General features: G+C 60.6%; 10 protein-coding genes. 1 reads left to right on the top strand and 9 read right to left on the bottom strand.

Going from position 1 to position 14,133, the window contains the following annotated elements:
• Window positions 1–266: 266 nt before the first annotated feature.
• The 5 genes from QEZ49_RS05485 to QEZ49_RS05505 form a co-directional block, all read right to left on the bottom strand.
• Window positions 267–1,538, bottom strand: a complete 1,272-nt coding sequence (locus tag QEZ49_RS05485; protein WP_280384900.1) for a hypothetical protein — start codon at window positions 1,536–1,538, stop codon at window positions 267–269.
• A 273-nt stretch (window positions 1,539–1,811) separates the two neighbouring features.
• Window positions 1,812–2,384 (bottom strand): alpha/beta hydrolase, encoded by a 573-nt coding sequence (locus QEZ49_RS05490; RefSeq protein WP_280384902.1) that lies wholly within the window; start codon window positions 2,382–2,384, stop codon window positions 1,812–1,814.
• 124 nt (window positions 2,385–2,508) lie between these two features.
• Window positions 2,509–3,534 (bottom strand): sulfate ABC transporter substrate-binding protein, encoded by a 1,026-nt coding sequence (locus QEZ49_RS05495; RefSeq protein ID WP_280384904.1) that lies wholly within the window; start codon window positions 3,532–3,534, stop codon window positions 2,509–2,511.
• Window positions 3,535–3,904: 370 nt separating this feature from the next.
• Window positions 3,905–5,332: a porin gene (locus tag QEZ49_RS05500; RefSeq protein ID WP_280384906.1), complete on the bottom strand. Its 1,428-nt coding sequence runs from the start codon at window positions 5,330–5,332 to the stop codon at window positions 3,905–3,907.
• A gap of 201 nt (window positions 5,333–5,533) precedes the next feature.
• Window positions 5,534–7,192, bottom strand: a complete 1,659-nt coding sequence (locus QEZ49_RS05505; RefSeq protein WP_280384908.1) for an NAD+ synthase — start codon at window positions 7,190–7,192, stop codon at window positions 5,534–5,536.
• Window positions 7,193–7,526: 334 nt separating this feature from the next.
• Between QEZ49_RS05505 and QEZ49_RS05510 the strand changes: the two genes are divergently transcribed.
• Complete coding sequence (locus QEZ49_RS05510) at window positions 7,527–8,480, top strand: AEC family transporter (protein ID WP_280384910.1); 954 nt, start codon at window positions 7,527–7,529, stop codon at window positions 8,478–8,480.
• Window positions 8,481–8,510: 30 nt separating this feature from the next.
• Here the strand turns inward: QEZ49_RS05510 and QEZ49_RS05515 are convergent, their stop codons facing one another.
• The 4 genes from QEZ49_RS05515 to glmU form a co-directional block, all read right to left on the bottom strand.
• Window positions 8,511–9,290 carry a DUF502 domain-containing protein gene (locus QEZ49_RS05515; RefSeq protein WP_280384912.1) on the bottom strand — a complete coding sequence of 260 codons (780 nt, stop codon included), beginning with the start codon at window positions 9,288–9,290 and terminating at the stop codon, window positions 8,511–8,513.
• 155 nt (window positions 9,291–9,445) lie between these two features.
• Window positions 9,446–10,501 carry an SPOR domain-containing protein gene (locus QEZ49_RS05520; protein WP_280384914.1) on the bottom strand — a complete coding sequence of 352 codons (1,056 nt, stop codon included), beginning with the start codon at window positions 10,499–10,501 and terminating at the stop codon, window positions 9,446–9,448.
• A gap of 152 nt (window positions 10,502–10,653) precedes the next feature.
• Window positions 10,654–12,474: a glutamine--fructose-6-phosphate transaminase (isomerizing) gene (gene glmS, locus QEZ49_RS05525; RefSeq protein WP_280384916.1), complete on the bottom strand. Its 1,821-nt coding sequence runs from the start codon at window positions 12,472–12,474 to the stop codon at window positions 10,654–10,656.
• 125 nt (window positions 12,475–12,599) lie between these two features.
• The gene (glmU, locus tag QEZ49_RS05530) at window positions 12,600–13,961 is read right to left on the bottom strand and encodes a bifunctional UDP-N-acetylglucosamine diphosphorylase/glucosamine-1-phosphate N-acetyltransferase GlmU (RefSeq protein WP_280384918.1); all 1,362 of its coding nucleotides are present in this window, start codon (window positions 13,959–13,961) and stop codon (window positions 12,600–12,602) included.
• Between the last annotated feature and the right edge of the window lie 172 nt (window positions 13,962–14,133).

Raw genomic sequence — 14,133 nt, forward strand, 5'->3', positions numbered from 1 at the left:
CGCCGTTGAAAATACCGCTCCATCGCGGCAAGCCGCTCTACAAAAGCAGCCCCGACGAGGAGGTTTCCAATTCGTTGCCCCCGCTCCCATCTCCACAACTAGCCAGCCGAGCCCCTGCAACGAACAATCAATTTCCGATTTCTTTTTCACATTTGCGCATATAGCGAACACTACACGACAACCTGCTGCCGATAGAGTAACCGGCACGCGCATACAAAAAGAGAGCCCCGAGGGGCTCTCTTTCGTGTTCTGATGTTGCTGGTGCTTCAGAACTTGATGATGCCACCGGCAAACACTAGGTTCAGGTCTTCCAGCGGCACGCCCGATGCGGCACCGGCCACTGCCCTGCCAGCGCCATCGGTGTTGACCACGCCGAGTTCACCTTCGACATGGCGGTACGAAAGATAAAGCGTCAGGGCCGCTGCATCGATGCCTTGCGCCAGACCGAAGCCGTAGGATTCAACCCCAGTCTCCACCACTGCCGCAGCATTTGCGGTGCCTGCGAAAGCACCGGCGATACGTCGGCTGCTGGCGCCACCCTCGTAGTGGTAATATTGACCGTAGACGGTCGTCTTACCCAGCGAGTTCCACTTTCTTTCGATGCCGACCTCAGCCGCCCAGAACGTTTGCTCGTCATTTGCATTGCGCAACGCGAACAGATTTGTCTGGTTGATCAGATCGTCTTTCTTAATGCCGGCAGCGAAGTTGGCATAAAGACCGGTGTCCGTGTGCAGAACACTGACCGAGCCGCCGAACTGACTGCACTTCGCATCAGAGTTGCTGCCGACAACAACACCGCCGATTGAAGCGCATGCAGTCTGTGTCTGGGTGCCATCGGTGATTTCGCCGTAGCCGAGCCCGGCTTCAATCTTGAAGCCCGCATGCTCGCCCGAATATGCCAGCGAGATATCCCAGTAGTCGTCCTGGCCCCAGAAGGCTGAAGCGGTGAAGCCGGAAATTTCCGGCGTCGTATACCTCACACCATTGAAGCGCTTTTCACCATCGCCCGGCTGATCGCCATAGCCGCCCAGCAACGTATAATAGGAATACGCGCTGGCACCACCCGCGGTTGATGTAGCCAACGCACCATCTCTACGACGCAGATTGAGACCCAGTCCGGTATCTTCGATATCGGAATACTTGGCGAAATCACGCGTCTGCGCCTGATTGATTTCCGTGATGCCATCGGTTGCCGTGCTCTGCAGACCAACCGCGACAGTGCCGTAGGTCTTGCTCTTCACGTACCAATGGGAGTCGCGCAAATCAAAGGCTGCGGCCACCGTGCCGCTCTGGGTGAAGCGCTTCGAGTTGCTCGAACGCACACCGATCTCAAGGCGATAACCCGCCTCCCAATCGCTGTTGATCTTGGCCTTACCGCGGAAGCGGAAACGGGAGCGCGAGTTGTCGTTGGTGACAACATAAGCGTTGCTCTCCCAACCGTCGTCCCAGAACAACACGCCCTCGTTGATGTGTCCGGAGACTTCGAGCGAAACCTTGCGGTTGCCCTTGCGTGCCGTCGTCGCTTCCAGCTCGGCCACGCGTTCTTCAAGATCCGAGCAGCAATCCCCCCCGAGATCGGCTGACCATGCCGGGACTGCCGCCGCTAATAAACCCACCGAGACCAGGATAGCCCGCAAGCTACCCCCGCCTGATACTCCCCCATACATTACGCTTACTCCTAAGCTACGCTACGCAACTAAAAACCGTAAGGCGGCGCGAAACACACGCCGCCGAATATCAACTCACTCCCCTAACTGACCTGCTCCCCCCTTTCCCCAGACAGTCCCACCTTGCTACCGGCGATGCTCCGTTCACTGCCCTATTGCGCAGGCCACAGCGTCGCGACGAATAGATCTGGGTGCCGATGGCGAAACGCGATTGCGCAGGTCCGCCAGAATTTTGAGCCCACGCGGCCACGCGCCAAAACCGGCGGCAGCATTTATGTGTCCAGCCGGGCCAAGATTGATCAGTTCGGCGCCCCATGCCGAAGCCCAATGGGCCGCGCCATCAAATGACATCCAGGGATCATTGGTGCTGGCAACAACGACCGATGGTGCGCGCAGCCGCCCATCCTGAAGGAACACGCCGACATCAAACCGTTCGGGATCTGCCGGTGCGACAAGCATCAATGCGCCTACGCGGTCCGGCCTTTGCGCCGCAGCCTCGACCGAAGCGAGGCAACCGAAGCTATGCGCCACCAGAACAACCGGACCATCCGCGCGATCGATGGCAGCGCGCACCCGTGCCGACCACAATTCCAGATTTGGCGTTCCCCAATCCGCCTGATGCACGCGCTCAACATTCGGCAGGCGCGCTTCAAGCCACGTTTGCCAATGGTCAGTGCCACTGCCGTGAAGACCTGGAACGATGAGATACGTGGTCATGGTCCTGCTCCACTATTTGCGTCTGCTGATATCTGCGTATGCTGACGAATAGCTAGCGTGCGTGTGATCTTCACGGACCTGCGGAGCGGTGCATTCACACCGCTCCGCAGATGGAGTGATCTCGTCAGCTCCGACCGTAGATCTGGTCGAACAGACCACCGTCGTTGAAGTGATCCTTCTGCGCCTTCTGCCAGCCGCCGAACACGTCATCGATGGTGATGAGATTCACTTCCGGAAAACGCTTGATGTCCTCAGGGTCGGCCAGCTCCGGCTTTGACGGGCGGTAATAGTTCTTGGCCGCCAGCTTCTGCCCCACCGGGGAGTACAGGAAGTTCAGATACTCCTGCGCCAGCTCAGTCGTGCCGTGCTTCTTCGCATTCTCATCGACCAGCGTCACAGGTGGCTCGGCGAGAATGGAAAGGGAGGGAACTACGATCTCGAACTTGTCAGGACCAAGCTCGTTGATGGCGAGAAATGCCTCGTTTTCCCACGCCAGAAGCACGTCGCCGATATTGCGTTCCACGAACGTCGTGGTTGAACCACGGGCGCCAGAGTCGAGCACCGGCACATTCTTGAACACAGCGGAGACGAACTCCTTGGCCTTCTCTTCATTGCCGCCGGGCTGCTGCAAAGCGAAGGCCCACGCTGCGAGATAATTCCAGCGCGCACCGCCCGACGTTTTCGGATTTGGTGTGATGACGCCGATACCCGGCTTCGCCAGATCATCCCAATTCTTGATGTCCTTGGGATTGCCCTTGCGCACGAGGAACACGATGGTCGAGGTGTAGGGTGAGGAGTTGTTCGGCAAGCGCGTCTGCCAGTCCTGCGGGAACTTCCCGGTCTTCTCAGCAATCGCATCGATGTCATAGGCAAGAGCAAGCGTAACGACGTCAGCCTCAAGGCCGTCGATCACCGCGCGGGCCTGCTTTCCAGCGCCGCCATGTGACTGGTTGATCTTGACCGTCTCGCCGGTCTTTTCCTTCCAGTGCTTGACGAACTCCGCATTGAACTGCTGATAAAGTTCGCGCGTCGGATCATAGGAAACATTGAGCAGCGACTTCTCCGCCGCATTGGCCACAACGGCACCGCTCGCCAGCCCCGCTGCAACTGCCAGCGCAATCACCTGCCGGCGCGTGATCGTCAACTTCATCGCTCTATCCTCTGCTTGCCTGACCCCAAGTCGGGAAGCTGAGAATTAGTCAGCGGCTGGATCAAACCGAACCAACAAGAAATGCAGAGCTTATGAAAAATCCGATGATGATAGGTTTTTTGGTTCTATTTCAATGCGTTCGCTATAATGGAACGCGGCGGCGAACGCCGATGCCGGCTTGGCTGTGATGGAAATTCAACAGGTGGTTTAAGGCGGCCCAGAGCTCGGCCCCGGCTGCATGCCAGCAAAGGGCTCGCGGCGGTCTGCGGGCCTAGCGCGCTGAAGGCACAACTGACCGCACACAAAAAGCCCCGAAGCTATCATTGCTGTCACCCAGGGGCTTCGCGAAGTTCGGAAGTCGTGAAGCGGTTTACCAGTCGATTTGCAGGCGTGAACCGAAGCCCTTGATCTTGGCATCGTCGTTGCGATTGGCGCCAGCGAGGAACCCGCCACCGATCGATGATTCACCGTAGTTCAACATCACACGCGTGTAGTCGTTCAACCACCAGTTGACACCTGCCTGCCACGTATTCTGGATGCCGCAAGTCACGCACGCCGCAATCGTCGTGGCGTTGTCCTTCAGGTTCAGCGTGTCATATCGTGCTACGAGCTGCCAGGCGCCGTGCCCGCCCTCGTTCACCGGATTGAGCACCTGCTGGCGGACAAACTCGCCTTCCTTGTAGGGTCGCGTCTCGCTGGTCAGGAACCAGCTCACTTCGACATATCCGCCGGTATAGGTGGGATCCTGCCCCGCGAACAGCGGCGCTACATCGCCATGCAACTGCGCGTATTCGCCCTGGATCGACCACGGCCCCCACACATACGCCGCCTCAAGACCCCAGAACGTATCGCGGTCGAAAATCACCGGCGTGGCAATGAAGCGGTTGGCAAGGTGCAGATTGGCGCCGCGGGCGCGATAGGTGAAGAACTGGTCATTGAGCGGCGCGATATTCGTACGCAATTCCTGCGCACCGTGGCGCTGGCGCCAGCTCGCCGCCAGATGCAGCACGTGCCCTTCCTCATTGATGGGAGCGACCGTAACACGCGCTGATCCCAGTTTAACATCCTGATGCCAATCAACCTGATTGGACACTGTCGGACCGAACAAACCGGCGGAAAGCGTAAAGTTCTCGCGTGCATAGATTGCGCCGATGCCGACGTGGCGGTCGAGGCCAAACGCCTCGACGAACGCGGCGCGCTCCATGAACTCGATGAAGTTCGCGCTCATGATGTGCTCAAGCGAGTTGAAGGTCTTGAAGTTGCCGACGCGCAGACGGAAGTCCGGCCCCCAGCCGGTGTATTCGAAATAAGCGTCCTTCACCGCCGTCGTATCGCTCGCGAAATCGACTTCGAACTTGTACTTGGTGTCTTCGGCGATGACACCTTCAACGCCAAGGCGGGCACGGCGCAGTTCGGCGGCGCTGACATCAGGCGAATTGGTAATAGCCTGATCCTGATTGATGGCGTTGTAATCGACGTTGAGGCGCCCGCGCACCTTCATCTTATATTTTCCGTCCTTGCTGGACAGCTCGGGCGCGCCCTTCCACTTCACCTTCAGGTCAAGGTCATCTTTTTTCTTCGCGGCCTGCTTTTCGGCGTCTGCCTGCGCCCGCGCTCGAGTCTCAGCCCGGTTCTCTTCGATCTGCTGCTGAAGATGCCGGATCTGATCCTGCATAATGCGAAGCTGCGCTTCAAGCTGATCGGTATTGTCTGCTCGAGCCGCCGCCCCGGCGCCAAGCGCCACAACCGCGATACCCCCTACCGCAGCATTACGCACGGGCTTCAAATTCCAGCTCACAACCGCCTCCATCCACCACGCCGCAATACCGGGCTGGTTTTCTGAGCTGATATTGAGAGCTGATCTCAATGGTCGGGCGCCCCGGTCAGCCTTGGTTTTCCCGTCACCAAATTGACAAACCGAGCAGCTTCCTGTGCAGAAGTGTAGGCCTGTGCAGAAGTGTTACAGGGCCAACATAATGAAACGTGCAATGCGATGACCTTAAGCGCCTTCGCGGAAGCGATTGATGATCGGGTAGCGGCGATCACGACCGAAGTTGCGCGATGAAATTTTCACGCCCGGTGCTGACTGCCGCCGCTTGTATTCCGCCAGATACACCAGCCGCTCGATGCGCTGCACGATTTGGGGCGCATGGCCACGTGCAATAATGTCAGCCAGTGGCATCTCGTTTTCGACCAGGCAAATGAGAATATCGTCCAGCGCATCATAGGGCGGCAGCGAATCCTGATCGGTCTGATTCGGCCGCAATTCCGCACTCGGCACCTTGATGATGATCGCTTCGGGGATCACCTCACCCGCCGGCCCCAATGCGCCTTTCGGCAGGTTTTCATTGCGCCAGCGCGACAGGCGATAGACCTCAGTTTTATAAAGATCCTTGATCGGATTGAAGCCGCCGTTCATGTCGCCGTAGAGCGTCGCGTAGCCGACCGCCATCTCCGACTTGTTGCCGGTGGTGACGACCATGCTGCCGAACTTGTTCGACAGCGCCATCAGCATCGTGCCGCGCACCCGCGATTGCAGGTTCTCTTCGGTGACATCGGCGTTGGTGCCCGCAAGCAGCGGTGCAAGGCTTGCAGTAACACCTGCAACGCCATCCTCAATCGGCAGCACCGTGTAATCGATGCCCAGCGCCTTCGCGCACGCTTCGGCATCGCGCAGACTTTCCTGCGAGGTGTAACGGTAGGGCAGCATCACGGCGCGCACACGCGCAGGCCCCAGCGCATCAACGGCCATTGCCGCCACGAGGGCGCTGTCTATGCCGCCGGAAAGGCCGAGCAGCACACCGGGAAAGCCGCTCTTGTCGACGTAGTCGCGCAAGCCAAGCACGCACGCGCGGTATGCGGCGCCGGCATCGGTTTCCAGTGCCGCACACTCACCCGCTGCGCAGCGCCAGCCATCATCTTCGCGGTGCCACGTTGTCAGCACCAGTGCCTCTTCCCACTCAGGCAGCTGCACGCCGAGCGATTTGTCGGCGTTGAGAACGAACGATCCGCCATCGAATACAAGCTCGTCCTGCCCGCCGACAAGATTGACATACGCAATCGGCAAACCGCTCTCGACGACACGGCTGACAACAATGTTCATGCGCACATCGGGCTTTTTCCAGTCGAACGGTGAACCGTTCGGCGAGATGAGAATTTCCGCGCCGGTTTCCGCCAGACATTCCACAACGTCCGGCCCCCAGATGTCCTCGCAGATCGGCACACCGATGCGCACACCGCGCACGTTGACCGGTCCCGGCATCGGGCCAGCGGCAAACACCCGCTTTTCATCGAACACACCGTAGTTCGGCAGATCGACCTTGAAACGCACCGCTTCGACAGCGCCGTTATCGATCAGCACAACGGCGTTGTAGACCTTGCCTTCATGCGGCCAAACCGTGCCCGTGAGAACTGCAGGGCCATCGCCCATGCTGGCAGCGAACTGCTCGACGCTGTGCTTGGCTGCCGCGACGAAAGCGGGCTTCAAAACCAGATCTTCCGGCGGATATCCGGTGACGAACAGTTCGGGAAACACCACGACATCGGCGCCCATCCCAGCGGCGCGTTCCCGCATCCTGCGCATGGCGTCGATGTTGCCATCGATATCGCCGACGGTGGCGTTGGCCTGGGCGAGGGCAATCTTGAGGGTGGATGGCACGGGGTTCTGCTCGCGCTTGCTTCAAGGGTGTCGTCGGGGACGTATCACATTTGTGATGATTTAGGACCGCTCGCGACGCGGGTCCAGCGACGACATGGCGTCGATCGGCAAAACCGCCAGGCACGTTGCAAGATAACCGGTTATCGTCGTTTCTCTTTTGCTAAATCGGTTCTAGCCTTCTATGGCCTAACCCAAGTCGGGTGAATCTGCTGCAATCGGAGCAATCATCGGCGTCCGCAATGTCGCTATTGGCGCTGCGCAGGACGACGCATTGGTTCTCACCCCAGCTCGTTTTAGAGTCGTCCTGAACCGACATCCCCAACCGGACATCGCCTTGCTATCCCTGCTCGCCATCGTCGCCCCCATTTTCGCGCTCATCCTGTGCGGGTTCATCGCGCGGCGCGGCGGGTCCATCGGCGCTGCGGCGGTTTCCGAGATCAACAAGTTCGTCGTCTATCTGGCCCTGCCCGCGCTGCTGTTTGACGTGATGGCGCACGCAAGCTGGCAGCAGCTGTATCAGCCGGGGTTCGTGCTTGCCTTCGGGCTTTCCTGCGGCATCGTCTTTTATGCCAGCGTCGGCATCAGTCTGCTGCTGCGGCGGCCTTTAGCCGATGGCGGTATTGACGGCCTGCTCGGCTCCTATTCCAACACCGCTTACATGGGCTTTCCGCTGTTTCTCATGGTCTACGGGCCCGACAGCCTGGTGCCGGTCACCATTGCCTCAATCATCACCGTCTGCGTGCTGTTTGCCTCCTCCATCGTGCTGATCGAGATCGGCAGTCAGCGCGAGCCCCATCCATTGCGGCTGGCGCTGAAGGTGGGTGGTGCGCTGGTCCGCAATCCGCTGTTGATCGCGCCGGTCGCCGGAGCGCTTTACAACGCCACCGGCCTGGCAGTGCCGCAGCCTGCGGAAACATTTCTGAAGCTGCTGGGTGGCGCTGCCAGCCCTGCCGCGCTCGTTGTCATCGGATTGTTTCTGGCCGGCCCGCGCCCTGTCACGCGCGCTGAGACCGGCGCTGCCGTAGCGCTCAGCGCGGTGAAGCTGATCCTGCATCCGGCGCTGACGTTCTTCATCGCCATGCTGTTAGGTGTGCCAACCCAGCTTGCCATCATGGCAACGCTGCTGGCCGCGCTTCCCACCGGCACCGGCCCATTCATGCTGGCGGAACTGTATCGCCGCCCGGCCGCGATCACTTCGGCGGTCATTCTGATTTCAACGCTGGCCGCGCTCATCACGCTGCCGATCGCGATGGCCGTGCTGGGTGTGGAAGCGCTGCCCGGACGCTGAGGTCATACGCCAGCATCGATGGCGAAGCGCTCAGCCCTTCTGCTTGCGCCGTGCCTGCTCAGCCATCTCGCGCAGTTTCGCCTGCGATTCCGGCGTCACCATACCGGCGGAGATAATGACCTTGGCCGCGTCCTCAATGTTCATATCGAGGAACAGCACATTGCGCCGGGGCAGGAAGCAGACAAATCCGGTCGGCGGAACGATACCGGTAGGCATGAAAACGGTGAGCAGGTCTTCCTCACCGCCGGGCATCACAGCGCCCACCTCGCCCGTCGTTTCACCGGTCACGAACACGATCGACCACAGTCCCTTGGACGGGAACTCGATCAGGCCGACTTTCTGAAACGCCTGATTGGGTCCGGTGGCACTGACCACCGATTCAAAGATCTGCTTCAGCGCGCTATAGACGTTGCGCACGATTGGCATGCGGCTGACCATCTGCTCGCCGAACGAAATGAGCGTCCGACCCAACAGGTTGGCGGCCAGTGCGCCGATCAGCGTCAACATCAAGAAGCCAACGATCAGGCCGAAGCCGGGAATGGGAAACGGCAGATAGGTGTCCGGCAGATAAGGCGCGGGCACGAACGGCTTGATCCAGGCGTCGGTGACGTTGATGAACCACCACGCGATATAAAGCGTGATGGTCACCGGGCCGACGATGACAAGGCCGGTCAGGAAGTAGTTGCGCAGCCGCGTGCCGATTTGCCAGCCGCCGCTTTTGGGCTTCTCGCGCACCAGCTTACGAAGACCGGCGCGCAGACCTGCCGTCGCATCAGGAGAACCGTTTGGGGGACCGGCTGGTTCGCTCATGGTCTTCCGCTTGGAAACCTCACCCCGTTCATCGCGCCGATCAGCAGGCAGAGTTCCACACAGCGGAACTCCCGGATTTACTATGCCAGCCCGGCATACCATCTCGGCTGAACCATAGGATGACGACCTAGGCACAACCAACGTCAACGCGGACGCTACTGGATCAGCAGCATACAATCGAAGCCATCGGCCTGCAGCGCTGAGCAAAGACGCTCCGGTTCTCCCGTATCGGAATAAGGGCCGACCTGAACGCGATAGAACGTGCCCATGCTGCCGATGACGGCTTCATCCACCACCGGCTTGCGGCCACCCAGGCTTGCACCGTGCCGGCCGGATAGCAGCCCGGCAAGCGCATCAGCCTCTGAACGGGTGCGCACCGATGCGACCTGAAGACGATATTTCTCAGCACCGCGCGCGGCCGGTTGACCGGTGGGCGCTGCGCTATTGACGGTTGCGACCTGAGTAACGAACGGCGTGGCAACTTCAGCCGGACTAGACGGCTGCTGCGCGACCACCTCAGTTCCTGTGCTCCAGCCCGATGTCGCCGGTGCAGGCGCGGGCGCCGGCGCGCTGCCCGACGATCCACCGCCAAAAAGATTTGAGAAGAAGCCCGTGATCCCGCCGCTGGAACTGGACGATGACGGTGTCGGCGCGGCTGGCGCGCTGGACATGCCAGCGGCCCCTGCACCCGAAGCCGCACCGGAGGCAGCCGAGGCGACCTGTGCAGCCGGTGAAGAGCCAAGCGTCGGCGGAGCGGCGTATGGCGATTGCGGAACAGGCGGCACATTGGCGACGCCCGCCTCGTTATAGGCCAGCTCCCGCGTTTTGATTGCGTCGGCGCGCTCCGCGTCGGAAAGGCCGTTCTTGATCCAGAGCGCGCTAGTCAGATCCGAGATGGCGAAGCCGGGCTTGCCCTGTTTGCGGAAGGTGAGCCCCCGATAATAGAGCAGGCTTGGCATCTGGCTGCTGGGCAGGCCGCCGCGAATCGCAGCCTCGAAGGCGCGCATCGCATCGTCAAACTTGCCGGTCGCATATGCCTTCTTGCCGGCTGCAAACACCTGCTGCGCCTGCTCGGAAGCCGATGGTCCGGGGCCGTCTTCCTGGGCAACCGCAGGCGTAACCACAGCGAAAGACGCTGCAAATGCCGCCGCAGCCAGCATGCATGCCGTTCCGGTGAACATACGCGCGCGGATGCGCATAATGTCCTGCATTGTCAGCATAACTCCCTGTCCCGGCATCCGACCCGACTTGACCCTAAGCCAAGCATATTATCGAGGCAAATCCGGGGCTGGAATCGGAACCATTTTTCCGACCACCAAGTCCAGCATCAATTCAGAGTCGGTAGCATCCAGGCAACGGCAAACTATTCGACAGTAACGGATTTTGCCAGGTTGCGGGGCTGATCGACGTCCGTGCCCATAGCCACGGCGGTGAAATAGGCCAAGAGTTGCACCGGCACGGCATAGAGCAGCGGACTGGTGAATTCGGTCGCCTTGGGCATCGCGATATGCGCCGCCACCTTGCAGCCGACCTCCTCGGGATCGGCATCCGAGATCAGGATGATCTGGCCGCCCCGCGACGCAACCTCCTGCATGTTGGACACGGTTTTCTCGAACAGCGCATCCTTCGGCGCCACGACGATGACGGGCACGTTCTCATCGATCAGCGCGATGGGGCCGTGCTTCAGCTCGCCCGCCGCATAACCTTCGGCGTGGATGTAGGAGATTTCCTTCAGCTTCAGCGCGCCTTCGAGCGCCAGCGGATAGCTGGTGCCGCGGCCCAGATAGAGCACGTCACCCGCCTTCGACAGCATGCTGGCGATCGCCTCATACTGGCTTTCGTTGCGCAGGATGTTGGAGATGTGGCGCGGTACCTCAACAAGCGACTGCACCAGCGCGCGTTCCTGCTCGCGATCGATAACACCGCGTGCACGGCCAAGGCCGATGGCGAGACATGCGAGCACTGAAAGCTGGCAGGTGAATGCCTTCGTCGAAGCAACACCGATCTCCGGACCGGCAAGGGTCGGCATCGCGACATCGGATCTGCGCGCGATCGTCGAGGTGCGCACGTTCACCACCGAGGCGACGCGCTGGCCTTCCGCGCGTGCATGGCGCAACACCGCAAGCGTGTCTGCGGTTTCGCCCGACTGCGAAACGAACAGCGCCAGGCCGCCAGCGGTCATCGGCGGCTCGCGATAGCGCATCTCCGAGGCGACATCGATTTCCACCGGCAGGCGCGCATAGCGCTCGATCCAATATTTGCCGACCAAACCGGCATAATAGGCCGTGCCGCAGGCGGAAATGGTTGCCCGCGAAAGCGTGCCTGCATCGACGCCGAAGTCTGGCACCGCAACGGTTGCCTCGCCCATGTCGATGTAATTCGCCAGCGTGTGGCTGATGACTTCCGGCTGCTCGTGAATTTCCTTCGCCATGAAGTGGCGGTGATTGCCCTTGTCGACCAGCAGCGACGACGCCACCGACTTGATCAACGGACGTTCGACCGCCTTGTCATCGCGGTTGAAGATCTCGACCCCGGTGCGACGCAGCACCGCCCAGTCGCCCTCTTCCAGATAGGTGATCGCATCGGTGAATGGCGCCAGCGCAATGGCATCGGAGCCAAGATACATTTCGCCGGTGCCGTGGCCGATGGCCAGCGGGCTGCCCTGCCGGGCCGCAATCATCAGATCGTCATGGCCAGCAAAAATGATGGCCAGCGCGAAGGCGCCTTCGAGCCGCTTCAGCGCTCGGCCGACAGCTTCTTCCGGCCCCGCACCTGCAGCCATTTCGTCGGCCAGAACGTGGACAATCACCTCGGTGTCAGTGTCGCTTTCGAACACGTGTCCCTTGGCGGCCAGCTCATTTTTCAGATCGCGGAAGTTTTCGATGATGCCGTTATGGACCACCGACACCTTGCCGTTCATGTGGGGATGGGCGTTGCGCTCAGTAGGGCGGCCATGGGTAGCCCAGCGCGTATGGCCGATGCCTGTGTGGCCGCTCAGCGGCTCCTGCAGCAGCCGTCCCTCCAGATTGCGCAGTTTGCCTTCAGCGCGCCGACGCTCAAGGTGGCCGTTCTCGACGGTGGCGATACCGGCGGAATCGTACCCGCGATATTCCAGCCGTCTCAGCGCGTCCACGAGATCGGTTGCAACCGGTTTCTGGCCGATGATGCCGACGATGCCGCACATGCTGAAGAATCCCTCCCGATAGCGCCCAAACATATTGCTAGGCGGCGCTTAATATCTCTCTCAAATCACAGTGTGTTTCTGTAATTAATTGCGCCCCGAAGCCGCAGGCAGCCGCCCTGCCAATGCTATCCAGCCTTCGATTTTCGTCTCAACATCATGGTCCGAAACTTTTCGGCCCAGCCGGGACGTTCCTCCTGGCCGGAGCGCTCCAGCGCCAGAGAACCTGATGCTACGTCCTTCGTGATAACGCTGCCGGAGCCAATATACGCCCCGTCGCCAATCTTCACCGGTGCAACCAGCGATGTGTTTGAACCAACAAATGCCTTCGCGCCGATTTCAGTCTTGTGTTTGAAAAAGCCGTCATAATTACAGAAAATGGTGCCGGCGCCGATATTGGCCCCTGCGCCCACTGTCCCATCACCTAAATACGACAAATGATTGGCCTTGGCGCCGGCGCCAAGCGTCACGTTCTTGACCTCGACGAAATTGCCGATGTGCGCATCCTCGCCCAACACCGCGCCGGGCCGCAGGCGGGAAAACGGCCCTATCTTCACAGCTTTGCCGATGTGGGCCTGCTCGAAATGGCAGTTGGCCTTGATCTCGACGCCGTCCTCAACCGTGACACCGGGGCCGAAAAAGACGTTCGGCTCGATGATGACATCGCGGCCGATCTGAGTGTCATAGGACAGCCAGACCGTTTCGGGCGCAATCAGCGTAGCGCCGTCGCGCATCGCCTGCGTGCGGGCCCGGCGCTGGAAAATCGCCTCGGCGGCGGCAAGCTGCTCGCGCGAGTTGACGCCCAGAACCTCGTCCTCCTCGCATACGACAACACCGGACGACAGCCCCTGCTGGCGGCCCAGCTCGATGGCATCGGTGAGATAGAATTCGCCCTTCGCATTGGAGTTGCCGATGCGGCCCAGCAGTCCGGCGAGGTCATCGACGCGGAAGCCCATAACACCCGAATTGCACATGCGGATGGCGCGCTCGGCTTCCGATGCCTCACGCTCCTCCCGGATCGCGGCAACGATCTCGCCCGGCTCCAGGATCAGGCGGCCATAGCCGGTGGGATCGGCGGCCTCGAAACCAAGAACGGCAACGGCAGTGCTGTCCAGACGCGCCAGCAGCCGCGCCAGCGTCTGCGGGGGGATCAGAGGCGTATCGGCATAAAGCACGACCACGTCGCCCTGATGGGCCGCGATGGCCTGGCGCGCTGCCAGCACGGCATCCGCCGTGCCGCGACGCTCCTGCTGCACGAAAATCTGAGCCGACGGCACCAGCTTCAGCGCCTCGGACCGCACCGCGTCCATATCGGCATCGGGGCCGATAACCATCGCGATCGATTGCGGCTCAACGCTTTCCGCCAGCGCCAGAACGTGACCGAGCATCGAACGCCCGGCAACCTTGTGCAGCACCTTCGGCAGTGCCGACTTCATACGCGTGCCTTGACCGGCCGCGAGAACGACGACGAGCAATGGGGGGCGGCTCATTTGCGAATCCGTCAGAATTATTGGGCAACACAGGTCTATCAATAATGGAAAACAGAACAACAGCGGCGAGCGCAAAAACAGGAAGTGCCGGCAAAGACCATAGCATTCCGTGAAACGGCAGCCCTGTAAACAATGGGCTGCGTCACCGTCCGACCGCCTCACCGGCATACGG

Source organism: Hyphomicrobium sp. D-2 (genome assembly GCF_029872155.1).
Classification (GTDB): Bacteria; Pseudomonadota; Alphaproteobacteria; order Rhizobiales; family Hyphomicrobiaceae; genus Hyphomicrobium_A.